23 protein-coding genes and 1 pseudogene are annotated in these 23,019 nt (G+C 38.1%); 14 read left to right on the top strand and 10 right to left on the bottom strand.

Translation table 11 applies throughout. The features are described from left to right. Nucleotides 1-5: 5 nt before the first annotated feature. Together H5160_RS08330 and H5160_RS08325 are read left to right on the top strand one after the other, a co-directional pair. Nucleotides 6-899 carry a LysR family transcriptional regulator gene (locus H5160_RS08330; RefSeq protein WP_182737206.1) on the top strand — a complete coding sequence of 298 codons (894 nt, stop codon included), beginning with the start codon at nucleotides 6-8 and terminating at the stop codon, nucleotides 897-899. 474 nt (nucleotides 900-1,373) lie between these two features. Then, nucleotides 1,374-2,183: a toll/interleukin-1 receptor domain-containing protein gene (locus H5160_RS08325; RefSeq protein ID WP_002962239.1), complete on the top strand. Its 810-nt coding sequence runs from the start codon at nucleotides 1,374-1,376 to the stop codon at nucleotides 2,181-2,183. 142 nt (nucleotides 2,184-2,325) lie between these two features. Here the strand turns inward: H5160_RS08325 and H5160_RS08320 are convergent, their stop codons facing one another. Further along, nucleotides 2,326-3,723, bottom strand: coding sequence for a heavy metal sensor histidine kinase (locus H5160_RS08320; protein ID WP_010388405.1), 1,398 nt, complete (start codon nucleotides 3,721-3,723; stop codon nucleotides 2,326-2,328). Then, nucleotides 3,713-4,399 (bottom strand): heavy metal response regulator transcription factor, encoded by a 687-nt coding sequence (locus H5160_RS08315; RefSeq protein ID WP_010388408.1) that lies wholly within the window; start codon nucleotides 4,397-4,399, stop codon nucleotides 3,713-3,715. The genes H5160_RS08320 and H5160_RS08315 overlap by 11 nt, the downstream gene beginning before the upstream one ends. 166 nt (nucleotides 4,400-4,565) lie before the next feature. On the opposite strand from H5160_RS08315, the gene H5160_RS08310 reads away from it, so the two are divergent. From H5160_RS08310 to H5160_RS08275, 8 genes are all read left to right on the top strand, one after another. Beyond that, nucleotides 4,566-6,389 (top strand): copper resistance system multicopper oxidase, encoded by a 1,824-nt coding sequence (locus H5160_RS08310; protein WP_010388409.1) that lies wholly within the window; start codon nucleotides 4,566-4,568, stop codon nucleotides 6,387-6,389. Beyond that, on the top strand, nucleotides 6,386-7,249 hold the full coding sequence (locus H5160_RS08305; RefSeq protein ID WP_002963237.1) for a copper resistance protein B: 864 nt from the start codon (nucleotides 6,386-6,388) through the stop codon (nucleotides 7,247-7,249). Before H5160_RS08310 ends, H5160_RS08305 begins: the two co-directional genes overlap by 4 nt. Nucleotides 7,250-7,271: 22 nt before the next feature. Beyond that, on the top strand, nucleotides 7,272-7,679 hold the full coding sequence (locus H5160_RS08300; RefSeq protein ID WP_010388411.1) for a copper resistance CopC family protein: 408 nt from the start codon (nucleotides 7,272-7,274) through the stop codon (nucleotides 7,677-7,679). Nucleotides 7,680-7,690: 11 nt separating this feature from the next. Further along, the gene (locus H5160_RS08295; RefSeq protein ID WP_010388414.1) at nucleotides 7,691-8,599 is read left to right on the top strand and encodes a copper resistance D family protein; all 909 of its coding nucleotides are present in this window, start codon (nucleotides 7,691-7,693) and stop codon (nucleotides 8,597-8,599) included. A gap of 23 nt (nucleotides 8,600-8,622) precedes the next feature. After that, complete coding sequence (locus tag H5160_RS08290) at nucleotides 8,623-9,111, top strand: DUF4440 domain-containing protein (RefSeq protein ID WP_002963057.1); 489 nt, start codon at nucleotides 8,623-8,625, stop codon at nucleotides 9,109-9,111. A gap of 10 nt (nucleotides 9,112-9,121) precedes the next feature. Beyond that, nucleotides 9,122-9,640, top strand: coding sequence for a DUF411 domain-containing protein (locus H5160_RS08285; RefSeq protein ID WP_002963058.1), 519 nt, complete (start codon nucleotides 9,122-9,124; stop codon nucleotides 9,638-9,640). A 133-nt stretch (nucleotides 9,641-9,773) separates the two neighbouring features. Beyond that, the gene (locus H5160_RS08280; protein ID WP_010388415.1) at nucleotides 9,774-10,286 is read left to right on the top strand and encodes a DUF305 domain-containing protein; all 513 of its coding nucleotides are present in this window, start codon (nucleotides 9,774-9,776) and stop codon (nucleotides 10,284-10,286) included. Between the two features lie 28 nt (nucleotides 10,287-10,314). Then, on the top strand, nucleotides 10,315-11,046 hold the full coding sequence (locus H5160_RS08275) for a MauE/DoxX family redox-associated membrane protein (RefSeq protein WP_002963060.1): 732 nt from the start codon (nucleotides 10,315-10,317) through the stop codon (nucleotides 11,044-11,046). 464 nt (nucleotides 11,047-11,510) lie between these two features. Here the strand turns inward: H5160_RS08275 and H5160_RS20660 are convergent, their stop codons facing one another. The 3 genes from H5160_RS20660 to cadR all read right to left on the bottom strand — a co-directional run bounded on the left by H5160_RS20660 (nucleotide 11,511) and on the right by cadR (nucleotide 12,665). Further along, the gene (locus H5160_RS20660; protein WP_327077832.1) at nucleotides 11,511-11,753 is read right to left on the bottom strand and encodes a MerC family mercury resistance protein; all 243 of its coding nucleotides are present in this window, start codon (nucleotides 11,751-11,753) and stop codon (nucleotides 11,511-11,513) included. Nucleotides 11,754-11,855: 102 nt separating this feature from the next. Then, nucleotides 11,856-12,224, bottom strand: a complete 369-nt coding sequence (locus tag H5160_RS08270) for a MerR family transcriptional regulator (protein ID WP_028834999.1) — start codon at nucleotides 12,222-12,224, stop codon at nucleotides 11,856-11,858. A gap of 51 nt (nucleotides 12,225-12,275) precedes the next feature. Then, a complete protein-coding gene (gene cadR / locus H5160_RS08265; protein ID WP_002962247.1) occupies nucleotides 12,276-12,665 on the bottom strand; it encodes a Cd(II)/Pb(II)-responsive transcriptional regulator in 390 nt (129 codons plus the stop codon). 78 nt (nucleotides 12,666-12,743) lie between these two features. Between cadR and H5160_RS08260 the strand changes: the two are divergent. Together H5160_RS08260 and H5160_RS08255 are read left to right on the top strand one after the other, a co-directional pair. Then, nucleotides 12,744-13,474 (top strand): annotated as a pseudogene (locus H5160_RS08260) (transglutaminase family protein). Then, nucleotides 13,461-14,348, top strand: coding sequence for a cation diffusion facilitator family transporter (locus H5160_RS08255; RefSeq protein WP_182737205.1), 888 nt, complete (start codon nucleotides 13,461-13,463; stop codon nucleotides 14,346-14,348). Before H5160_RS08260 ends, H5160_RS08255 begins: the two are co-directional and overlap by 14 nt. A gap of 84 nt (nucleotides 14,349-14,432) precedes the next feature. On the opposite strand, the gene H5160_RS08250 is transcribed toward H5160_RS08255, so the two are convergent. From H5160_RS08250 to H5160_RS08230, 5 genes are all read right to left on the bottom strand, one after another. Next, a complete protein-coding gene (locus tag H5160_RS08250) occupies nucleotides 14,433-17,561 on the bottom strand; it encodes an efflux RND transporter permease subunit (RefSeq protein WP_002962253.1) in 3,129 nt (1,042 codons plus the stop codon). A gap of 10 nt (nucleotides 17,562-17,571) precedes the next feature. Then, nucleotides 17,572-18,468 carry an efflux RND transporter periplasmic adaptor subunit gene (locus H5160_RS08245; protein ID WP_002962254.1) on the bottom strand — a complete coding sequence of 299 codons (897 nt, stop codon included), beginning with the start codon at nucleotides 18,466-18,468 and terminating at the stop codon, nucleotides 17,572-17,574. A gap of 70 nt (nucleotides 18,469-18,538) precedes the next feature. Next, a complete protein-coding gene (locus H5160_RS08240; RefSeq protein ID WP_002962255.1) occupies nucleotides 18,539-19,831 on the bottom strand; it encodes a TolC family protein in 1,293 nt (430 codons plus the stop codon). A 73-nt stretch (nucleotides 19,832-19,904) separates the two neighbouring features. After that, entirely contained in the window at nucleotides 19,905-20,201 is a 297-nt protein-coding gene (locus H5160_RS08235) for a hypothetical protein (protein ID WP_232007049.1), read from the bottom strand. Nucleotides 20,202-20,286: 85 nt separating this feature from the next. Continuing rightward, nucleotides 20,287-21,186 carry a cation transporter gene (locus H5160_RS08230; protein ID WP_002962256.1) on the bottom strand — a complete coding sequence of 300 codons (900 nt, stop codon included), beginning with the start codon at nucleotides 21,184-21,186 and terminating at the stop codon, nucleotides 20,287-20,289. 165 nt (nucleotides 21,187-21,351) lie between these two features. Between H5160_RS08230 and H5160_RS08225 the strand changes: the two genes are divergently transcribed. Then, nucleotides 21,352-21,702 (top strand): hypothetical protein, encoded by a 351-nt coding sequence (locus tag H5160_RS08225; protein ID WP_010557528.1) that lies wholly within the window; start codon nucleotides 21,352-21,354, stop codon nucleotides 21,700-21,702. A gap of 81 nt (nucleotides 21,703-21,783) precedes the next feature. Next, nucleotides 21,784-23,001: a TolC family protein gene (locus H5160_RS08220; protein ID WP_010388430.1), complete on the top strand. Its 1,218-nt coding sequence runs from the start codon at nucleotides 21,784-21,786 to the stop codon at nucleotides 22,999-23,001. Nucleotides 23,002-23,019: the final 18 nt, after the last annotated feature.

Below are 23,019 nucleotides of genomic sequence, written 5' to 3'. Positions count from 1 at the left end.
TAATAATGAATACATCAGATCTCAATCTATTCATACGAATAGTGGAAACAGGCAGCATAACGGAAACCGCAAAACAACTGAGTGTCACTCCTGCGGCAGTCAGCTCTGCGCTTAAAAGACTGGAAAAAAAGTTGGATATACAGCTACTTATCAGAACCACAAGGCAATTAAGGATCACACCTCAAGGCGAACAATTTCTGTTTCATTGTCGCCAAGCATTAGCCAGTTTGGAGCAAGGTCGTATAGCTGCACATCAGACACAAGGTAAGGTGAGTGGTAAGCTAAGGTTGTCCGTTTCATCTGACTTAGGGCGCAATACTCTTTTACACTGGGTAGAAGAGTTACTGGATGAACACCCTTTATTGTCGATTGACCTTACGGTTGGCGATTCAATTTCAGATTTTTTTCTCGACCAAGTTGATATGGCACTTCGTTATGGGAAGCTAGAAGACTCATCGATGGTTTCATTTCATATCGCCACCGTGAGCAGGATCACCTGCGCCTCTCCATCCTATATATCTAAACATGGTGAGCTAACGCATCCTAACAGCTTAAAGGAGCATAATTGCTTATTGCACCGTCGAGCTGGTCGTTTATTGAACAGTTGGGAATACGCTGGTCATTCTGGCTCATACAAAGTCAAAGTGGATAGCAATCGAGTCAGCAATGATACTGACATTGTTCGTAAATGGGCTGTTAGTGGTAAAGGGATAGCGTATCGCTCCCAGATAGATGTCCATTCAGAACTTCGGAGTGGGCAACTTGTACGGCTTTTACCAGGCTTTGAATCACCACCTGTTGAGTTAAATCTAATCTGTCCAAGCAGAGAGCAGGTTAGCCCCGCTGTTATTGCTTTTCGGGAACTGCTCAGGAAGAAAGTGGCACAAATCGTTTCGTGATGGTGTTTCGTGGATTAATATACAGTATTGCAGCAAAAAATAATTCACTCCCAAAATCGACCATGCTCGAAACTGTCCAGTTCCGCGCAAACCGACCACCGCTGACAACGGTGGTCTTTGACGTTTTGAGATACGAGAAGTTATCTGAAAGCGGGGTTCTAGGTTATTTACTCTGACGAGCTTTTGTCCAAAAATGAGTCTGATCGACCGTCTGCTTCTCGCTCTTTGCCGAAGTTCGCCTAAGTGCCATGAGCGGGCATTAAAGCGTAACTCGTTTCTGCCCCAAAACGTGTTGAGGCGAATGCCTCAAAAGAGCGATTACCGGCCATTGAGGTTGGTTAAATACAATGGAAAACTGTGATAGTAATATCTAAAGTTATTTGTTAAAACTATATAGATTATAAAGGCGAGCTTTACATCCGCTCAGATGTGCCCTTCGAACACTAAGAAATGTTAAGCATTTAAGGAATAAATTTGAAACATCCCAAATATAAAGGTGTTAACTTTCTAGATGCAGAAATACGAAAACTTGAACAAAATGTAATTACTAGAGAGATAGAGTTCGAGTGGGCAGTAAAAAAATTAAAAAATGCAGATCCTTATGACGATATACATAAATTAAGGAAGGCCTTAAAAAGTAAAGAAAAGTCTGTTATTAAAGCTAGACGACAAGTTAAGTCAAAAATAGCTCAAAAAACCAGAAAGTTAGCTGAGCGAAATAAAGAAAAATTTGGTGGTAAAGTTCAAAAAAGAAAGAATATTGCACTTAATCAATCATTAAATGAAGAATTAAAAATTCAGGGAAACATATTGTCTCAATTAAAAAATATGCCGATCAGTTTTGCTAAGGATTTAACTAAGCAAGATGGTAAAGCAAGCGACTTATTTATTTCACACGCCTCTGAAGATAAAGCTGATTTTGTGAAATCATTAGCAGATGAGCTCATAAAACAGGGAGTTTCAGTTTGGTATGATGAATACGCACTAAGAATTGGTGATAGTTTAAGGAAGTCCATTGATAAAGGCCTTTCTCAATCTAGGTTTGGTTTAATTATTTTATCTAAAAGTTTTTTCGAAAAAAACTGGACACAATATGAACTAAATGGATTAGTCGCAAAAGAGATGGAGGGTGAAAAAGTCATTCTTCCTATTTGGCATAATATTAGTAAAGATGAGATTATGAAGTTGAGTCCTACGCTTGTGGATAAGTTTGCTCTTAATTCAGCAACTAATACGGTATATGAAATTGCAGAAAAAGTTGCAGATGCCGTAAACAACGCGTGAAAGCTAATTAATTAGAAAATCCCTAAGAGAGAATAAGAGCAAATTTTGGCTCATGAATCTCATTATCGAACGTCTGCAACTGGCACTTAGCTGAACTTCGCCAAAGAGCTACAAGCAAACATTGAGTTATTGGTTTTAATAATTAGCTTTTAACTAAATTTAAATAAACTTTAAAGCTGGTAGTTTGATTATTTGAACTGACCTCTATATCTCCACCGTTTGCTTGCGCTAGAGCTTTAACTATTGCAAGCCCTAAACCTGCTCCGTCACTGTGTCGTTGCCGCGACTTATCAGGTCGATAAAAGCGGTCAAATAAATAAGGTAAATGCTCAGAAGGTATTCTCTCCCCTGTATTAATCACTGAAATGCATATTTTTTCAGCGGTGGTCATTTCACTGTTTACAGTGATTGATGAGCCTTTTGGAGCGTACCTAATTGCATTGGATAGTAAGTTTGATAATAATTGACGAAAGTGTAATTTGTCACAATAAAAACAAAGGTTTTGACCTTTTTTATTAAATGCAATCAATGAGTCTTCAGCCAAAGCGTCAAAATACTCAAATAACACTTCAATTTCATCATGGCTTTTTAGAGTGTTTTGAACTGGTTTAATTAGCCCGTTTTGAGTTTTGGCGAGCCAAAGCATATCACTAACCATTTTCGTTAATCGCTCGAGTTCTTCTAAGTTAGAAAATAATAATTCTTGATACTCTTCCAACTGCCTTTTTTTAGATAATCCAACCTGTGTTTGAGTAATTATATTCGTTAGTGGAGTTCGTAGTTCATGAGCAATATCACTAGAAAAATTTGATAAGCGAATAAATTCACCCTGGAGCCTGTCGAGCATTGAGTTAAACGACTGCACCATATTAACAAGCTCAATAGGCACTTTATTTTCATCGAGCCTTACATCCATTTTATTAGTTTGGATATCGTGTATTTTCTGACTTAAACCTCGTAAAGGGTTTAATCCTTGATGTACAGCAAACCAAGCCACCAATGAAATGAGTACCGCTGAGCCAAACATAATGGCCCAAAGGCTTTGTTGAAATTGATTGAGAAAGTGTAAATGAAAGCTCATGTCTATCGCTGTAGTAATTTTGTATTGCTGTTGCTCAGTACTTAAATTACTCACCAGAGCTCGGTAGGTGTGGGTATCATTTTGCCATGAGGTAATGTTGTTACGGTTAAAGCCAGTTGAAGCCTTAGCACTCATTACAAAATCACTAAAATCTCGTTCAGAGCTTTGAAAAATGAGATCTCCTTTTGCGGTATTTACCTGATAGTAAACACCGTGATGACCCGCTACAGCGTTAGATAATTCATTTTTAAATTTCAGGTTTGATTTATAGTGTTGTCTTAAAACTAATTCAATAGATTGATTAATAACATGCAGTTCACTACTATCTTGCTGGAAAAAATGATGTTTTATCGAACTATTTATTAAGGTGGCAACTAAAGTTAAGCACGCAATAACGGTTACAGCCACAAACAACACAACACGCATCGTAAGTGATAAAGGCCGTGACTTAATAGCCATCAGTTTCAACCTCTAATTTATAGCCCATACCGCGAACTGTATGAATTAATTTAATAGTAAAGTCATCATCAACTTTTGCTCTTAGCCTACGAATGGCAACATCAATCACATTGGTGTCGCTATCAAAATTCATATCCCATACTTGAGAAGCAATTAACGAACGTGGCAGTACTTCACCTTCGCGCCGTAACAATAGTTCAAGTAAGCTAAACTCTTTATTACTCAATAAAATACGCTTGCCTGCACGTTGTATTTTTCGCTTTGGAATATCCATTTCTAAATCAGCAACGATCAGTATATCGTCAACTGTTTGTACTGCACCACGGCGAATAAGAGTGCGTACTCTTGCTAAAACTTCAGCAAAAGCAAAAGGCTTTATTAAATAGTCATCAGCACCAAGTTCGAGCCCCTTTACTCTATCGTCTATGCTATCGCGAGCAGATAAAAATAGTACTGGGGTTTTGTTATCTGCTTCACGTAGCGACTGTAAAATTTTCCAACCGGATACGTCAGGTAACATGACATCAAGTATTATTACATCAAATAATTCGGTCATTGCTAGGTGATGACCGTCAAGACCATTGCGCGCCAAAGAAACCTGAAAACCAGCTTCACTTAGTCCCTGTTTTAAATAATCTCCCGTTTTTGCTTCATCTTCAACAACTAATAAGCGCATACAATTCCTTCATTAAAGTCCTAACAACTACCTCTGCAAATATTATGCAGTATCTGTCACTACAGCAACATGACACCAAGATTACAACTTTGTAATGTTCGCGTCATGTTGAAGACAGGTCTATTTTCTATACTCAATACATATTCTGCTATGAAGGAGTAAGGAAATGGGGTTTAAAAAGTCATCACAACAGGTTAGCACACCACGAAGACGATTTGTTCAAGGCTTAATTGCAGGAGGTGTACTTGCTGCTTTTCCGAGTGTATTACATGCTGCATCATCTTTAGTAGCAGGAACAATAACAGGCACTGTGCCCGAACTTAGCGGCGAAGTAATTGATCTGGTTATAGATGAATCGCCGGTTAACTTTACTGGCGTAGTACGTATGGCGACAACTATCAATGGATCTATACCCGCTCCTACCTTGCGCCTCAAAGAAGGCGATGACGTTACTATTAGAGTAACAAATAAGTTATCAGTACCGAGTTCAATTCATTGGCATGGCATTATTTTACCGTATCAAATGGATGGCGTACCAGGTATCAGCTTTAAAGGCATTATGCCGGGCGAAACCTTTGTTTATAAATTTAAACTGCAACAAAGCGGTACATATTGGTATCACTCACATAGTGGCTTTCAAGAAATGACAGGCATGTACGGTGCATTAATTATTGAACCGCGAGAAAACGATATTATTAGTGCAGATAACGAGCATGTTATTCAATTATCTGATTGGACTGATGATGACCCAATGGCGCTGTTCCGTAAATTAAAAGTACAGAGTGATGTATTTAATTTCAATCAACCCACTGTCCCAGAGTTTTTCGATGACGTTTCAAGCAGCAGTATTTCAAATGCTCTACAGCGCCGAAAAATGTGGAATCAGATGCGAATGAATCCTACAGATTTAGCTGATTTATCTGCATCAGCAATGACTTTTTTAATGAACGGTAGTACTCCAATGGCAAACTGGCGTGGATTATTTAAAGTCGGTGAAAAGCTTAGGTTAAGGTTTATTAATGGCTCTAGTAATAGCTTTTTTGACGTGCGTATCCCCGAGTTAAAACTAACGGTTGTACAAGCAGATGGGCAAAACGTTGAACCAGTGACAGTTGATGAATTTAGATTCGGCCCTGGTGAAACCTACGACGTAATTGTTGAGCCTAAAAATGATGCCTATACGATTTTTGCTCAAAGTATGGATCGCTCTGGTTACGCAAAAGGAACTTTATCAAGCTCGCCTAATATTGATGCGCCAGTACCTGCACTTGACCCTGTTGAATGGTTAACGATGACCGATATGATGGGCAATATGACCCACGGCGGTGAGCACTCTGCAATGGCTGGTATGGCAGGCATGTCAGGTATGAACTCTAAAGAAATGGATCATAGCGCTATGGGCCACGGTGCAATGGCGATGGATCATAGCAAACATGGTATGTCTGAAAACCCATTAGCGGTTGCCAGCTCTAAAGTGCGTCATGCAAAAACGGAGTATGGAGCTTCAGTTGATATGCGCGTTGATATGCCTAGAACAAATCTTGATGATCCTGGTATTGGTTTACGTAAAAATGGTCGTCGTGTTTTAACACTTGCAGATTTACACTCACTTGAAGGGATCACTAACCAGCAAGAGCCAGAAGCTGAAATTGAGCTGCATTTAACCGGAAACATGGAGCGTTATAGCTGGTCATTTGATGGCTTAGAATTTGGTAAAAGCACGCCAGTGCATATGAAGCATAACCAACGTTTAAGAGTTATTTTACAAAACGATACCATGATGACGCACCCTATGCATTTGCATGGTATGTGGAGTGATTTAGAAAACGAGCAAGGTGATGTGCAAGTGCGACGTCATACGATACCTGTTCAACCCGCACAAAGAATCAGCTTTTTAACCACCCCTCACGATGTAGGTCGCTGGGCTTGGCATTGCCATTTATTATTCCATATGGATGCCGGTATGTTTAGAGAGGTAGTCGTATCATGAAACAATTAAAACTATCTAAATCATTAGGTTTATTAATGTTAACAGGGGCTTCATTAATTAGTTTCCCTTTATTAGCGCAAAGTGAAATGGCACAAATGAATAGCGCTAAGATGCAACCACAAGGAGGAAGTGCACCTAAAGATGCAAGAGACCCCCATGCTTACTCTGCGGGAACAACTTTAACAGAAGGCCCATATGCGCTTGAGGGCAATGAGCGATTAACACTCGCTGATGAGCATCCATTTTACGCATTACTAGGCGATCGTCTTGAATATAACGAGCAAGCAAACGCAGGTGTATTTGACTTACAAGCATGGTACGGCACTACCTTTGATCGATTGGTAATTAAAACCGAGGGTGATTTCAGCGAAGGAAGTATTGAAGAAAACCAAACCGATATTTTATGGGGTCACGCCGTATCAGCATATTGGGATACTCAAGCAGGTGTTCGTCTTGATTACAATAAAGAAGGTGAAAATCGGCAATGGTTGGCTTTTGGCTTACAAGGTTTAGCCCCTTATTGGTTTGAACTTGATATGACAGCATACGTAGGTGAGCGAGGCAATACCGCATTTACGTTAGAGGCAGAGTACGAACTATTACTCACGCAAAAGCTAATTATACAACCGCGAGCCGAAATTACACTTTATGGCAAAAACGATAAACAAAACGAACTTGGAAGTGGCCTATCAAGCAGCGCGATTGGCTTTAGGGTTCGTTATGAATTTACACGCCAGTTTGCGCCCTATATTGGCGTTGAATGGAGCAATAAATTTGGCAATACCGCCGACTATGCCACATCAAGTGGACAAAGTAGCAACAACACCGCATTTGTTACGGGTATTAAATTTTGGTTTTAATCATTTTAAATAAGAGGTAATTATGAAGTTTTTTAATTCTGCAGTAGCTATTTTAGGTTTAGTACTTACATTTTCCGCATCAGCGCATATATCACTCAAGCAATCAACACCTGCGCAAGAAGCCATGTTAATGAAAAGCCCAGAGCAACTTTCGTTAACTTTTGGTGGTGAAGTAAGGCTAGCAAAAGTCATCATCAAAGATGAAAAAAATAAATCAATAAACTTTGATTTCAAACCAAGCTCTACCCCAAGCACAGACTTTAGTTGGTCATTGCCGAGCTTAGTCCAAGGCACTTACACGGTTAAATGGACAGCACTGGGTGGTGATGGACATAAAATGACCGACACGTTTAGATTTATGGTACACAAAAGTGAATCGCATAAGATGATGCAAGTACAATCTAATACCCACAGCAAACATAATCATTAAGTAGCAACATAATGCAATTAAGTGAATGGTCAGTACTCTTACTATTATTAAAACTAGCAAGCTATATCGCAATTTCAGGGCTTGCGGGCACTTTATTAATGCGCTTTATGTGTGGCAACAGCAATGTTGCAGGGCATCACTTAATTAGCTTTTATCAGTTCTTAAAACGTTGGCAAATTACGTGTGTAGTTACAGGTAGTATTGCTGCACTTTTACAAGTACCAATAGAAGCTGGAGCAATGGCTGAATCAGGCTTTATGGGAATGTTTGACCCCTTTATGCTTGAAATTGTTTGGCAATCAGTCATAGGTGACCAAGCAACGTTTAGAATACCAGCGCTTATTATTGCTCTAATTAGCGCATGTATGTGGAGTGTGGAATCAGATGATAACGTAGCAGGTTATAAAAACGTTGCCGTTATACTAATCATGCTTGGGTTTATCGCTTATAGCTTCACTTTTACTGGGCACAGTGCAAATGAAAATGGGTTAGTGAAAAGTATTTTAACCTTTCACCTTATTGCCATTGCGAGCTGGTTAGGGTCATTGTGGCCGCTTTACAAAAGCTGCACTTTACTACCTACCAGTGAAGTAAAGCGGTTAATGCATTACTTTGGTCAACTCGCTATTGTTATTGTATTTGTACTACTTATTTCGGGCTTAACTCTGCTCCTGCAGTACCTAGAGTCATTTTCTGCATTGTTTACATCAAATTATGGGCAACTAATTTTATTAAAGCTGTTACTCGTCAGCGCGATGCTGTTACTAGGTGCATGGCATAAGCTTTTTTTAGTCCCGCAAATCACTCAACAACACCATATAAGTATATTAAAACGCTCGATCACTGTTGAAATATTAATTGCCCTATTTGTACTTATTACAACAAGTGTATTTACAACACTTGTTGGTCCGCCTATTTAACGATTAATAAAAAAGGAAAATGTATGTTAATTAAATCCTCTAATTTAAAAATTTTATTGCTACTAATTTTTAGCGCTGTTAGTTCTTTTGCTGTGAACGCACACACCCATGAAGAGCACACAAAAAAAGGCTGGGTCTTTGTTAATGTTGATAGCGAAGCTGCAAAGGCAGTTAGCTTATTTCATGCATCCCTAAAACAAGGCGATGCCAAAGGTGCCCGTAAATTACTGGCCGACGATGTCGTCATTTTTGAAGGCGGAATTGTTGAGCGTTCTGCAGATGTATACGCGAACCATCATATGATAGCGGATATGAAATTCTTAAGTGCAGTTGATAGTGAACTGCTAGAGCATCAAGTTCACACAAATGGAGACATAGCTTACTCAATTTCAAGAAGTAAAACTCAAGGAAAGTATAAAGGGAAAGATATTAAGTCTACGGGAATGGAATCAATCACATTAAAAAACACCGATAAAGGTTGGAAAATCACTCATATTCACTGGTCTAATTAAGGAGTTAACAATGCGAGTAATCTACATTACCTCAGCGTTTTTTTTATCATTAACTATGTCATTTTCGGCAATGAGTATCGAAAAACAGCATAAAACATCAATAATCTATGAAAATTCAGAAAAACCTGAAATTGAGCTTACCGTTTATAAAAGTAAAAATTGTGGATGTTGTAATAAGTGGATTGCTCATTTGAGTGAAAACAATATTCAAACAAAAGCAATTAACGTTAATGACATGGGGTCGATTAAATCTCAGTATCAAATAAAACCTAATATGCGCTCATGCCATACAGCCGTGTCAGCCGATGGATTTGTATTTGAAGGTCATGTTCCCGTTAAACATATAAAACAGTTTTTATCTGGGCAACACGCTCCGCACATTACAGGCTTAAGTGTACCAGCCATGCCTATTGGCACTCCCGGAATGGAAATGGAGGGTATATTTCACAAATATAATATTGAACTACTCACTGACAACTCAAATGAAGAAACCTACAGATACATAAGTAAATCCAGCGAGCAATTTTAGCCTAACGGCATAATTCTTGAGTTAATTATTAAATACCCATTTTACACAACAGGAAACACTGATTTGTGAGCTTGATAGTGTAAAAATTACTCACATGTAAAAACAAAATACAAAACTTTTAAGGAGCAATACAATGTCACACTATTCAAAATTTTTTTTAATGATAGCAACATCCACAATAACCATGTTTGTATTGATGTATTTGAACACCTACCAACTTAGTCATGTTTATTTTAGTGAAACTCGTACTTATATGGCGCTTTATATGGGAGCCACGATGGCAGTGATAATGCTACTTTTCATGCTCAATATGTATAAAGATAAAAAGAAAAATATAACAGTACTCATTGCTAGTGTTGCCGTATTTGCAGGAAGTTTATTTTTAGTTCGCTCACAAGTGACTGTTGATGATAGCTCATGGATGTCGGCGATGATCCCACATCATTCAATTGCCATACTCACCAGTGACAGGGCAAAAATCAAAGATAAACGCGTTCAAAAGCTTGCTACAAATATAATTGAAGCCCAAGAGCGAGAAATAAAAGAAATGCAATGGCTCCTAAAAGATATAGAGCAAAACGGCATTGCACAAACCAATGCTCAAGCACAATTAAGAGCTGTTCCAGATTTCAATTCAAATAAATAAATAAACCGCATAACATAAGGAGTAAAGCATGAGTAAATCAGCCCAACTTTTTAGAATGGCAACAGATGAGCATATTTGTCCGTTTGGTTTAAAATCAAAAGACCTACTAGAGCGAGAGGGATATACAGTTGATGATCAGCTTTTAACTTCTCGAGAGCAAACAGATGAATTTAAAAAACAACACAGTGTAGAAACTACACCTCAAGCATTTATTGATAATAAACGTATAGGTGGCTACGACGATTTACGTGATTACTTTAATAAGCCACAAGCAGCCCAAGAAGGTACAACTTACACGCCCGTGATTGCGATTTTTTCGGTTAGTTTTTTGCTTAGTGTGGCATTTAGTTTTGCATCGGATAATAGCTTATTATCAATGCAAACCGCTGAACTGTTTGTAGCCCTAACAATGGCAGTGTTAGCAATACAAAAGCTTCAAGACTTATTTAGCTTTACTAATTCATTTATAACCTATGACTTAGTCGCTATGAAAGTAGTCAGGTACGCTTATGTTTACCCATTTTTAGAAGCATTTGTTGGCATTGGAATGATAGCCGGGTTACCAGCCTATATTATTGCCCCTATTTCATTATTCATAGGTGGGGTTGGTGCTGTTTCAGTGATAAAAGCAGTCTATATAGATAAACGAGAGTTAAAATGTGCGTGTGTAGGCGGTGACAGTAACGTACCACTAGGGTTTATCTCTCTAACAGAAAACTTATTTATGATAGCTGCCGGTATTTGGATGTTTGTTAGGTAAATAACAGCTTTAATTTAAAAATATGATGACGAGCTTATTTATAGCACGAACCAGATTCAGTAGTTGAGTCTGGTTCTGCCTGAACTTAAAATGCCATCAATTTGCTCTGGCTTCTCTAAGGTATCTTGAAGTTACAACGAGACTAAAGTTTTTTATCAATTGCATGATTTAAAAAAGCACTAGCCCTCTAATTTTATTAAATAGACCTAATCTAAATTTGATTCCAGAATTCTTTTGGCAATAAATTTTTAATCATCCTAGTGTTTAAGAATTTATAAATTTAATTAATAAATTTTGTGAAATTTTTCTAGTCCGCTTAGAGCGAAAAGCAGACATTGACCGTTAATCGTTTCAACGACGGCAATTAGCCATACGTTGCATGTTTGCTCCCTTACTGGTTTTACGATATCCAAAACCGACATAACGACCATTAAGCAAATACCAAAGTAAAATAGGTATGTGCTTCAATCATATAGCCAAAGAGGATAAAGCGTTAATAGCACTGCTACAGGCCCTAGAATGCTGAAGACAGCTCTGGTATGGTTTTTATTTTTGTGCCAGTTGTATAAGTTTACCAATAGTTCCAAAGATGCAAAAATAGGTAAAAGCGTATTTACAGCTATTCCTTCGAAGTGAGAGAAGAAGCCTAGTCCTAATGCCGATGCAAGTGACCTTAATGCAGGGAAGCAGGCCGTGCCGCTAGCCAAACGCCACTAGAGCCTACTCTGTCTAATATTTTATTTATCATTTGAAAGTCTATTGGTTGATATTACCATCATTCTAAACTCCGTATATAAGTACGGAGTCAATCATTTTAATGAATCAATTATGGGGCAATGTGTTGGATCTTCGTTTTGCATACAGGTATTTGTCATATCCACAATTACTTTCTCTAAACGTTGAAGGTCATTAATTTTGTCTCGAATGATTGCTAACTTTTGTCGGCTTAATAGCTCAACTTGAGTGCAGTTGCTGTCCATAGACATTAGCGATTTTATTTCTCTTAACGTAAAGCCGAGCGCTTTGGCTTTTGTGATAAACCTAAGTTGTCCTGCTATTGTTTCGTCATATTGTCTATAACCAGATATTGGTTTTTCAGGTTGTGTAATCAGCCCTTCTCGTTCATAAAAACGAATGGTTTCTACATTTAAATTTAATGATTGTGCTAATTTGCCAATGGTTTACATTATTGCCTTTGTGAATACTACTAATCTAAAGTTATATTTAGTTTAGCTATCCAATGATTTGATGATGCCGCACGCTTCAATTGTATTGTCTGAACCACAAGCACTTGCCATCTGTTGTAATTCAGCTTTAAGCGCCCTTAATTCTTTCATACGTTTATTCACTAGTGCAAGTTGCTGATCAATTAATGCATTAACGCTAGAGCAGCTTTCTTCTGGCTTATTTTTTAATTCGATAAGACGTTTAATATCATTGAGTGATATATCTAGGCTGCGACAATGCTTTACGAATTCCAATTGTTTAAGTGCTTTACTATCATACAGCCTGAAATTACCTTCTGAACGGTTTGGATTTAACAGTAATCCTTCTCTTTCATAATATCTAATCGTTTGTATTGAACAGCCCGATTTTTTTGACAATTCGCCTATTTTCATCAATTTCCCCCAGACATTTGACTCTATAGTTACTATAGGATCTATAGTATAGGTATGCAACGAAAGGGATATATAAAAATGACTGAGAAATATTTAAACAATACGAATATCGTTAATTTTGAACACAAAGATATCCAATCCCTGATCGATCAACGAGGGTGGAAAAATTTGGATAATTTCAACAAAATTGGTGCCGCTTATCAGTTTGTAAAAGATGAAATAATGTTTGGCTATAACAAGAGTGATGATATTTCAGCAAGCGATGTGCTAGCAGATGGTTATGGACAATGTAATACTAAGGGTAATCTGTTAATGGCACTATTGCGTGGACTAGGTATCCAGTGTCGTTTCCAAGGTTTTACCATTGATCAGCAACTATAAAAAGGTGCTATCCTAAGCTTGTATTTTGGTTAGCACCTAAATACATCATTCATAGTTGGGTAGAAGTTTACTTTGAAGGGCGTTGGATAAACTTAGAGGGCTTTATATTGGATGAGCAATACTTAAGCTCACTACAGCAGAAATTTAGCCAAGCAAAAGATGAGTTTTGTGGTTATGGTGTTGCAACAAAGTGCTTATCTTCACCCGGTACGGATTGGCGTGGAGAGGATACCTATATTCAAAAAGAAGGTATTCATGACGACTTTGGGCTTTATGATTCACCAGATAAGTTCTATCTCGAAAAAGGTACTAATCTATCAGGTGTAAAACGTTGGTTGTATCAACGAGTGATCCGACATTTGACTAATATGAATGTATCAAAAATAAGAAATAAAAAAGTACTGGAGGTACAAAATGCACAACCATAGTCACAGTCATCAGCATGGTAAAGACGACCGGATTGGTTGGGCATTTTTCCTTAATGTGATATTTACCATTATCGAATTTATAGGTGGTTGGCTCACAAACAGTACGGCGATAATGGCGGATGCCGTTCACGATCTTGGTGATAGTCTTTCAATAGGTTTTGCGTGGATTTTAAGTCGTTTTTCAGATAAAGAAGCATCAGACAAATTCAGCTATGGTTATCGCCGACTTACACTTTTTGGTGCATTGGTAAATAGTATTGTTTTGATTATCGGCTCTATTTGGGTTTTATTTGAAGCAATACCTAAGCTGTCCAATCCTGAAATGCCTGTAGTTGAGGGGATGTTAGGGCTAGCCATACTCGGTGTTGCCGTAAATGGTTATGCGGTATTCAAATTAAAAGCGGGTGAAACACTAAATGAAAAAGTGCTGACATGGCACCTACTTGAAGCTGTACTCGGTTGGGTTGCCGTTCTTATAGTCTCTATTGTATTGTTGTTCGTTGAACTGCCGATATTAGATCCTCTATTATCAATAGGGTTTACGCTGTTTATCTTATTTAACGTTTTCAAAAATCTTAAATCAACATTGGTGCTTTTTCTTCAAGCTGCACCCGATAAAGAGACCCAAGAGCGTATTAAGCAGTCATTAATTGAATTTCCTGAAGTAAATGGTATACACCATATGCATTTTTGGTCACTGGATGGTGAAAGTCACGTTTTAACAGCGCACCTTGAGCTGAGTGACAACTTTGACGTTAAAGAATTAATTAAGCTTAAACAAGAGGTTGCAGCTAAATTATCTTCCTATCATTTATCGCATACGACGATAGAGTTTGAGTTTTTAAATGAAAATTGTAGGGATGAAGCAGAGTAAGTTTTATCAATAAAATTTTGGAGCATACAATATAAAAAGCAGCTTAATTAGGCATAACTTAGTAATTAAGCTGCTTTTTTGCTTTTAGATTTCGTCGGATTGCTGTTTGTTACTCTCAGCGCCATGCGCCCATTGATATAAAATAGGCAATACAAACAAAGTTAAAATGGTAGAAGATACAATACCGCCGATAACAACTGTTGCTAGTGGTCGTTGTACTTCTGCACCAATTCCAGTGTTTAACGCCATTGGAATAAAACCTAAACTTGCGACCAGTGCCGTCATTAAAATAGGTCTTAAACGAATGATGGCACCTTCAATGATCGCTACGTATAGGTCGCCTTTTTCATGCCAAAGATCTCGAATAAAAGCCAACATAACCAAGCCATTTAATACTGCGACACCTGACAATGCAATGAAGCCGACACCTGCCGAAATTGATAAGGGCATGTCTCTTAAATAAAGTGAAAATACGCCCCCTGTTAATGCTAAAGGCACGCCACTGAAAATGATTAATGCATCTTTTAATGAACCAAATGCTATAATCAAAATACCTAGGATAACAACCAATGTTATCGGTACAACTAGGCTTAATCGCTTACTTGCTGATTCTAGTTGTTCAAACGTTCCACCATAATCAAGCCAGTATCCTGCTGGAATTTCTCCTTCCTGATTAATTTTAGCTTTAACTTCTTTTACAAAACCGCCTAAATCTCTACCACGAACATTGACGGTAACCACAACTCTTCTTTTTCCGTTCTCTCGGCTAATCTGCGCGGGTAAAGACTCTGATTTAAGCTCTGCAACTTCTTCAATTGGCACATAGTTACCATTCTCAAGTGGAAGCGGCAGATGCTTCAAGCTATCGATATCCGTTCTTATTTGCTCTGGTAGGCGAACAACTAACTCAAACCGTCTGTCACCTTCATAAATGATCCCCGCAGATTCACCGCCAATCGCAGTGGCAACCCAGTCTTGCAATTCGGTAACGTTCAATCCATACCTACCAAGCGCTTCTCGTTTAGGAATTACTGATAAAGATGGAACACCTGTGACCTGTTCTATTCGAGCATCAGCGGCACCATCCACGGTTTTCACAATATTTAGAATATCTTTTGCGGTAAGTAATAACCGATCCAAATCATCACCAAATATTTTGATGCCGACATCAGCTCTAACGCCAGAAATCAATTCATTGAAACGCATTTGAATAGGCTGAGTGAATTCATAGTTGTTGCCTGGAATGTTTTTCAGTACTTTTTCCATTTCTTCAACTAATTCACTTTTTGGTTTTGAAGGTTCGGCCCATTCTTTACGTGGTTTTAAAATAACAAAGATATCAGCAATACTCGGTGGCATTGGGTCGGTTGCTACTTCTGGTGTGCCAATGCGCGAGAATACTTTATCAACTTCAGGAAACGCTTTAATACGTTGCTCAAGTACTTCTTGCATTTCTACTGATTGCTCTAGGCCAGTCGATGGAATTCTTAATGCCTGTAGTGCAATATCACCTTCATTTAATTGAGGAACAAATTCTGTCCCAAGCGTAGTTGCTAACCAAAGGCTATACCCCATTAACAGCGTTGAGAATGAAACAATAATCCAACGAAATTTCATCGCCATTTTTAACAATGGTTCATAAATAGACTTGGTTGAACGAATAACTACACTTTCTTTTTCGCTGATTTTACCTTTCATAAACACAGCTACAGCAGCAGGAACCAGTGTAACTGAAAGGATCATTGCGGAAATTAACGCCATAACGACAGTTGCCGCCATAGGGTGGAACATTTTCCCTTCAACGCCAGTTAGCGTGAAAATGGGGATGTAAACAACAGTGATAATTGCCACACCAAACAAGCTTGGACGTATCACTTCTGAAGTGGCTTCAAAAACGGTATTTAGGCGTTCTCTTAAGTCTTGCCTATGACCGTTGTGTTGGGCCTGTGCTAACCTACGGACAGAGTTTTCAACGATGATTACAGCCCCGTCCACTATCAAGCCAAAGTCCAATGCGCCGAGACTCATTAAATTGGCAGATACTCCTGCTTGCACCATACCTGTGATTGTCATTAACATGGAAATAGGGATAACAGCAGCGGTAATGAGAGCTGCACGTAAATTTCCAAGTAGAATAAATAACACAACAATAACTAAAAGCGCACCTTCAACGAGGTTTTTGGTAACGGTTGCAATCGCTTTATCTACTAACGTTGTTCTGTCGTAAACAGGCTCTGCGGTAATGCCCTTTGGCAGAGATTTTTGTATTTCGCTGAGCTTATGTTCCACTTCTAAAGCAACGGTGCGAGAATTCTCACCAATCAGCATCATGGTTGTACCAAGCACTGTCTCAATGCCATTACGAGTAGCAGCCCCTGTTCTAAGTTCTTTGCCTATAGCAACATTGGCAACATCACTTATTTTTACAGGAATACCATCGTTCTTTTTGATGATGACATTGAGGATTTCATCCATTGTCGCAAGTTGCCCGATGGAGCGCACTAACACTTGTTGTCCGTTTTGCTCAATATAACCCGCGCCACGGTTATCATTATTTTTACGTAATGCATCAGAAACGTCTTCAAAGCTTACCTGATGAAAAAGTAATTTTTCGGGTTTCGGCGTTATATGATACTGCTTGTTATAGCCGCCGATGCTGTTGACCTCAATGACGCCTTTAACTTGAGCCAATTGCGGTTTAATGATCCAGTCTTGTATTTCTCTTAAGGCAATAGCGGTATAAGGCTCTCCATTAGGCATTTTAGCGTCAGGAGAAGCTTGTACGGTATACATAAATATTTCACCAAGCCCTGTGGAAATAGGACCCATCTCTGGCTCTAAGCCAGAGGGAATAACGCCTTTTATCGCAGCTAATCTTGCATTGATTAAGTTGCGTGCGAAATAAATATCGGTTCCCTCTTCAAAGATAACGGTCACCTGGGATAAACCATATCTTGAAAGAGAGCGGGTGTGAGACAGCTTTGGTAGTCCAGCTAATGCGTTTTCTACTGGAAAAGTTACCCTTTGCTCCGCTTCTAAAGGTGAATAACCGGGGGCAGAGGTATTTATTTGTACCTGTACGTTTGTTATATCTGGAACAGCATCAATGGGAAGTTTTTGATAACTCCACATACCAACGCCGATGATTACCATCAGCAAGCTTAATACTAAATAGCGCCTATTTATTGCAAGACGCAAAATTGATTCAATCATATTGCGTCTCCTAATCGTCGTCTTCTACTTCAGATTTCAAGATATCTGCTTTAATCAGATAACTGTTTTTGTTTACATATTCAGCGTCTTTACTGAGGCCATCAATGACCTCGATATAGTTTTTGTCTGAACGACCAAGGACAAGTGGTGCAAACTCGTACTCTTCATTTTCTTTTACAAAGACACCTAATTGTCCACCTAGCTCTTGTATGGCAACTTTCTCGACCGCTAAATCCACCTCAAATTGGTTTATCTTTACGTTGCCTTTTAATAATTGACCTGACGTTAGCTTTAACTCAGTGTTGTTTAATCGTACCCGTGCTAAAACATAAGGCTGATCTTTAGCTGGAATAATATTAGTGATGACTGAACTGAATGCGTGTTCACCTTGCTCAATATCAACATGCTGACCGACTTTGATTTGATTATATTGGCTGGTAAACACCTTAAATTCAGCCCACAAGGTGTCAAATTTGACGATTTCAAACAAGCTAGTGTTTTGCGTGATACCGCCAATATTTCCATTTCGCTGTAAAACAGTCCCAGAAACAGGCGATGTTATTTTATAAGTATTTAAGCTCTCATTAGATTCAATAACGGCTAATAGATCGCCTTTTTTTACCGTATCACCAACAGTGAAGTTTATTGTCTTTATAACGCCGTTATATCTAGCGCTAACTTGAAATAATTGTTCAGCGCCTATCGTCGTAGAGCCGTATACAGGGATAGTTTGGTTCAACGTTTTTGAAGCTAAATAGGCTGTTTCAACACCAACCTTTTTTGCCATGTTATTGTCGATTTTGCTTATGCCTTCTTCGCCTTCATGTTCATCTTCACTAGCGAAAACACTTTGAATGGGTGATAGATACCCAATAAAAATCAATAGTGCGAGTAAATAGTTTTTCATTTTGAATTCCTAAACGATTCAGTTAATCACTGAATCAATAAATTGTTATTAAACTTAAAGTGATGTTTATTTAGAGTGACAGCGCTTCGTTTGTTAGTTTTTCTATCTCTGCGCCATAAATTAGGGCAGCAGATGCCGCGTCAATAAGGGTTCGCCGAGCATTTAACAGCTCTTGTCTAGCCGATACATAATCAAGATATCCATATCGACCTTTTTGATAGGCGTCTTGAGTATCTTCCAGTGCATCTTCAAGCATTGGGATAACCGACTGCTTTAATGAATTAGCTGTTAATATGGCTTGTTTTCTATTGGAGTATGCTCGTAGTAAGTGATTTCTAAATCTTAACTTAGTCGCCTCTTTCTCTATGGCAACTTGGTCACGCTCTGCTAGCGCACTAGCGATTGCGCCAGAATTTCGCTTTTCAGCAAACAAAGGTAAGCTAAAGCCAGCGACCAGTGCCGTATCATTGGCTTCTTGAGAGCGCCTAACACCAACAGACCATTTGATATTGGCCGTTGACTCTGTTTTAGCCAACTGTAACTCGGCCTCTTTTAGTCGCTGCTCACTTGCATAAACTTGAATAGCAGGGTTTTTCTCTAATTTCGCAAAGAGACTACTAAAATCACTATCATTGCCAAACTGAAACAGATCTCCAGTTACTCTAGAGAATGACACTGATGTTTCTCCCCAGTAAGCTGATAAAGAAAGCTTTAGATATTCCAAGCGCTTTTGTTCAGATTGAAGGGTGAGGTTAGCCTGAGCAATAACTGCTTTTGAGCGTTTCACTTCAGCCTCAGGAGTAGCACCTGCGCGGTTACGCTGAGATACAATCTCTAAGGTTTCTTGTGCTAAGCTCAAAGCATTTTCTGCCAATATAACTCTTTGTTGGGCTGCAAGTACTTCCACGTACTTCTCAGTGACTTGAGCCATTAAATTAAGCGCAGAGACTTCTTTTTCAGCAGTGAGTAGTGTTCTTGATTTTGAAACAATTCCAATCCGCGCTGAGCGTTTATCTCCCATTTCGATAACCGAAGATAGAGCGACTGTTAATTCAGCACTGTCGAATGTATTAAATTCACCTGAGCCTGCAAAGTTCTCAGCTTCAAGCTCTAGTTCATAAGCAGGATTTAAACTTGCGATTTGTTCTCGTCCAATTAATGCCGTTTGCTTGAAATCAAATATTTTAAGTTCTGGATTTTGTTTAAGCGTCCACTGAATTGCCTCTTGAAGGTTTAACTGCTTCTCAAAGGCATAAACATTAAATGTAAAAAGTGACAAAGCGAGAAACGCGATATATTTAAGCCGAGGTGTTACACACCTTAAAATTGCTATCTTGCGATGCACACAGGTATTAAGTGCCATGTATACTTTCCTATAAATTTATATGTGATATTTAGGTCATTAACATTTGACCTTTCTTAATTTTCTATAAAATTTAGGCGTATTTAGGTGGGCGGAATGGCACCGAGATATAGCCTTTTAGCTCAGGGGAAACTAAGGCGTAGGTAGGGAAATATTCTATTGCTTGTAAAATATTACAAGAAGAATCTGTATTTAAAAATAACTGACAGCAGCAACAAAAATTACAATTATCAATTAAAGTTTGGCTATTACCCTCCTCAAATAAATTAGAGCTTTCAGGAGCTTTTAGCGGGGTAATAGACTCAGTTAGTGATATATTAAAAGAACTTTCAATTAAGTTTCCTTCAATCTCTTCTTGCGAAAAAAACACAGACTGCACCGCGATTAAAATCATTATCACGTATGATATATATGGTTTAAAATATGACGGGTGCATTCTTTTAACTACTTTCTACTTAAGACTTTAGCTGTAAGATGCGGCGAGCACCGTTTAAAACGACAACAGCAATAATCAAACCAATCACTAAATCTGGATAACGGCTGCTAGTTACTGTAACTAATAAGCCAGCTAAGATTACACCTACGTTTGCGATTACGTCATTTGCGGAAAAAATCCAACTCGCTTTCATATGAGCGCCGTCTTCTTTGTTGCCAAATATTAAAAACAGACAAGCAATGTTAGCGATTAGTGCTATTCCACCAAATATCATCATTAAAGAAGAGATAGGTTCACTACCGTAAATAAAGCGTCTTACGACTTCACTCAAAGCACCTAGCGCTAGAATAATTTGAAGTACACCAGATATATGTGCCGCTCTAAGTTTCATGCTTATGCTTTTACCGACAGCATATATAGCTAAACCATAAACAGCAGCATCAGCAAACATATCTAATGAGTCGGCAATAAGGCCAGCAGATTGCGCAATAATCCCAGCAATTACTTCTATAAAAAACATGACTCCATTAATGGCTAACAACCATTTTAGCGTTGATGCTTCTTTCATCTCATTTTTTTGGGCTAGATCTTTTGCTTTTGCAGCTTCGGTGCTGCAACTTTCTTTAGTTGATGCCAACTCTGCACCGAGATTGAGTTGTTGTAATTTTTTTGTTATCTCATCTAAATTTTCATCATGAAAAACCTTGACTAAACGGCTAGGAATATCAAATTGCAACCCAACTGAAGGCTCAATTGAGTCAAGTGCTAACCTAATCAATCTCTCTTCTGAAGGACAGTCCATTTGAGGTACTTTAAATGTACTGACAAACGCGCCACTATAGTTATCTAATTGTGTATCAATTTTTACATCTTCATTGGTAGAAGATGATTGACACTGACCACTACATTTTTCTGACATATTTAACACTCCGTAATAATATTAAAATAAGTATAAAATCTATAGTGGCTATAGAGTCAAATAAAAAATTATTTAATGTAAAAGCGTGGAAACTGAATTGAAAAGCTAGTTTAAGAAAATAGTTTCTGCTAGTATTTTAAATACTATATTTAACTGGTGATAACTTTGAACCTTAATGTTGTACTAAAAATGCTCTTGGTTATTTCGATTGTTTTACAATCGTTAACTGCTGTAGCATCCTCAACATCTGAGAATCACCAAATAGATATAGAGCACCTTCAAACTCAACATGATCATGCAGATGATCGAAATGTCTCAAATGATAATGTAGGTGATGAGCAGCATAATGAAAAAGATTGTCATCACTGCGGTCATTGCAGTGGCAGCCACTTATCTTGGATTTTAGTCAGTAATTCAAATACCACGGGCAAACTAAACATTATCAATAAAACGCCTTATCAAATTGATCAAACAAATACTTACCTTGAAGCGATACTTCGCCCACCCATTTCTTAATTAGATTGATTTTTAATGACCTATTTGTCCATGAGAAGGATAAAGGGTTCGTGTTTATAAATTAAAAAATTAAGAAGTTTTATGTATATATTTTTAAAAAATACAGGTTTAACCCTGTCTTTATGCATGGCTGTGAGTTTTTCAGTTGCCACTTATGGCAAACAGAAAAGTATTTCATGGCTAGATAGTCAAATAAATAAAGATCCCGAAGTTGTTGCGGCTAAAGAGTTACTTAATGCAAGTAATCATAGAGCCAAAAGCTTAACTCAAGCCGTATATAACCCAGAGCTTGAAGCAAGCTATGAAAAAGAAGGTGATTTTGATAATTACTCTATTGGTATCAGTCAAACGATAGATTTTTGGGATAAGCAATCAACAAATAAAACCATTGGTGAAATTGATGTTTATGCAAACCAGCAACAATTGTTATCTCTACTCGATTCTAAAAAGGCTAATGCCTTAACTGCATTAGTTAATTGGCAAGCAGCAAAAAAAGCTGCTCAGTTACTTTCAGAAAGAGAAGAGCAATTGCAAACGCTCGTTGGAATTGTTGAAGACAAACGAAAAGCTGGACTTCTAGAGCCACTTGACGCTGAGCTAGTCTATTTAAACTTGTCGCAAATTTTTAGTGAAATATCTGAGTCTCAAATTGCTTTGAAAAATGCAGAGGTAAAGGTTCAGGAGTTATTGCCTGATTGGACGCCTAATACTACCAATTTGTTTTCATTTACTTTTGGAGCAACAAGCTACTCATTTAACTCCCAGTGGGTTGAGGAACATCCAAAAGTTAAACTTGCTAGAGCGAAATGGAAGGGACAACAATCTAAAGCTCAACTAACCACTATGGAATCTAAAGCTAATCCAACCATTGGCGTTAGCGCAGGGAAAAGTGGAGATGAAGACTTGGTTGGTGTGACTTTTTCAATGCCTTTAAACATCAGAAATAACTATACAGATAATGTTAAAGCCGCTTATTCAGAAGCCATTGCAGCCGAGGCGAATTTTCAGTCGGTATATCGAAAGCAGTCTTTTGAAGCAAAAGCTAATTATGAATCGCTTAATGTCAGTAGAAAATATTATGAGCAATGGCAAAAACTGACAAAAGGCAGATTAGATAGCAGCGAAAACTTATTAAATAAGCGCTGGCAAGCTGGTGATATTAATACTTCTGACTACTTACTTGCATTAAATCAACGTGCGGAAGGGCTTCATGCAGGAATACGTTTGGAAAATCAATTCAAGCTTGCAGAAATATCCTTCATTTTAAGTATGGGTCAGTTATCCAAATTTGAGATTTGAGCGCTTTGTTTTTTCAGT

The sequence above is a fragment of the Pseudoalteromonas sp. SG43-4 genome (assembly GCF_014164325.1).
In the GTDB taxonomy this organism is placed as follows: Bacteria; Pseudomonadota; Gammaproteobacteria; order Enterobacterales; family Alteromonadaceae; genus Pseudoalteromonas; species Pseudoalteromonas distincta.
This window is presented reverse-complemented; position numbering and strand designations above follow the sequence as displayed.

Coding starts and splice junctions, on each gene's coding strand:
- H5160_RS08330 (WP_182737206.1), top strand. CDS start 6: ATGAATACATCAGATCTCAATCTATTCATACGAATAGTGGAAACAGGC.
- H5160_RS08290 (WP_002963057.1), top strand. CDS start 8,623: ATGTTAATTAAATCCTCTAATTTAAAAATTTTATTGCTACTAATTTTT.
- H5160_RS08240 (WP_002962255.1), bottom strand. CDS start 19,831: ATGGCACTTAATACCTGTGTGCATCGCAAGATAGCAATTTTAAGGTGT.
- H5160_RS08255 (WP_182737205.1), top strand. CDS start 13,461: ATGCACAACCATAGTCACAGTCATCAGCATGGTAAAGACGACCGGATT.
- H5160_RS08310 (WP_010388409.1), top strand. CDS start 4,566: ATGGGGTTTAAAAAGTCATCACAACAGGTTAGCACACCACGAAGACGA.
- H5160_RS08295 (WP_010388414.1), top strand. CDS start 7,691: ATGCAATTAAGTGAATGGTCAGTACTCTTACTATTATTAAAACTAGCA.
- H5160_RS08245 (WP_002962254.1), bottom strand. CDS start 18,468: ATGAAAAACTATTTACTCGCACTATTGATTTTTATTGGGTATCTATCA.
- H5160_RS08315 (WP_010388408.1), bottom strand. CDS start 4,399: ATGCGCTTATTAGTTGTTGAAGATGAAGCAAAAACGGGAGATTATTTA.
- H5160_RS08305 (WP_002963237.1), top strand. CDS start 6,386: ATGAAACAATTAAAACTATCTAAATCATTAGGTTTATTAATGTTAACA.
- H5160_RS08320 (WP_010388405.1), bottom strand. CDS start 3,723: ATGGCTATTAAGTCACGGCCTTTATCACTTACGATGCGTGTTGTGTTG.
- H5160_RS08220 (WP_010388430.1), top strand. CDS start 21,784: ATGTATATATTTTTAAAAAATACAGGTTTAACCCTGTCTTTATGCATG.
- H5160_RS08300 (WP_010388411.1), top strand. CDS start 7,272: ATGAAGTTTTTTAATTCTGCAGTAGCTATTTTAGGTTTAGTACTTACA.
- H5160_RS08230 (WP_002962256.1), bottom strand. CDS start 21,186: ATGTCAGAAAAATGTAGTGGTCAGTGTCAATCATCTTCTACCAATGAA.
- H5160_RS08250 (WP_002962253.1), bottom strand. CDS start 17,561: ATGATTGAATCAATTTTGCGTCTTGCAATAAATAGGCGCTATTTAGTA.
- H5160_RS08285 (WP_002963058.1), top strand. CDS start 9,122: ATGCGAGTAATCTACATTACCTCAGCGTTTTTTTTATCATTAACTATG.
- cadR (WP_002962247.1), bottom strand. CDS start 12,665: ATGAAAATAGGCGAATTGTCAAAAAAATCGGGCTGTTCAATACAAACG.
- H5160_RS08275 (WP_002963060.1), top strand. CDS start 10,315: ATGAGTAAATCAGCCCAACTTTTTAGAATGGCAACAGATGAGCATATT.
- H5160_RS08280 (WP_010388415.1), top strand. CDS start 9,774: ATGTCACACTATTCAAAATTTTTTTTAATGATAGCAACATCCACAATA.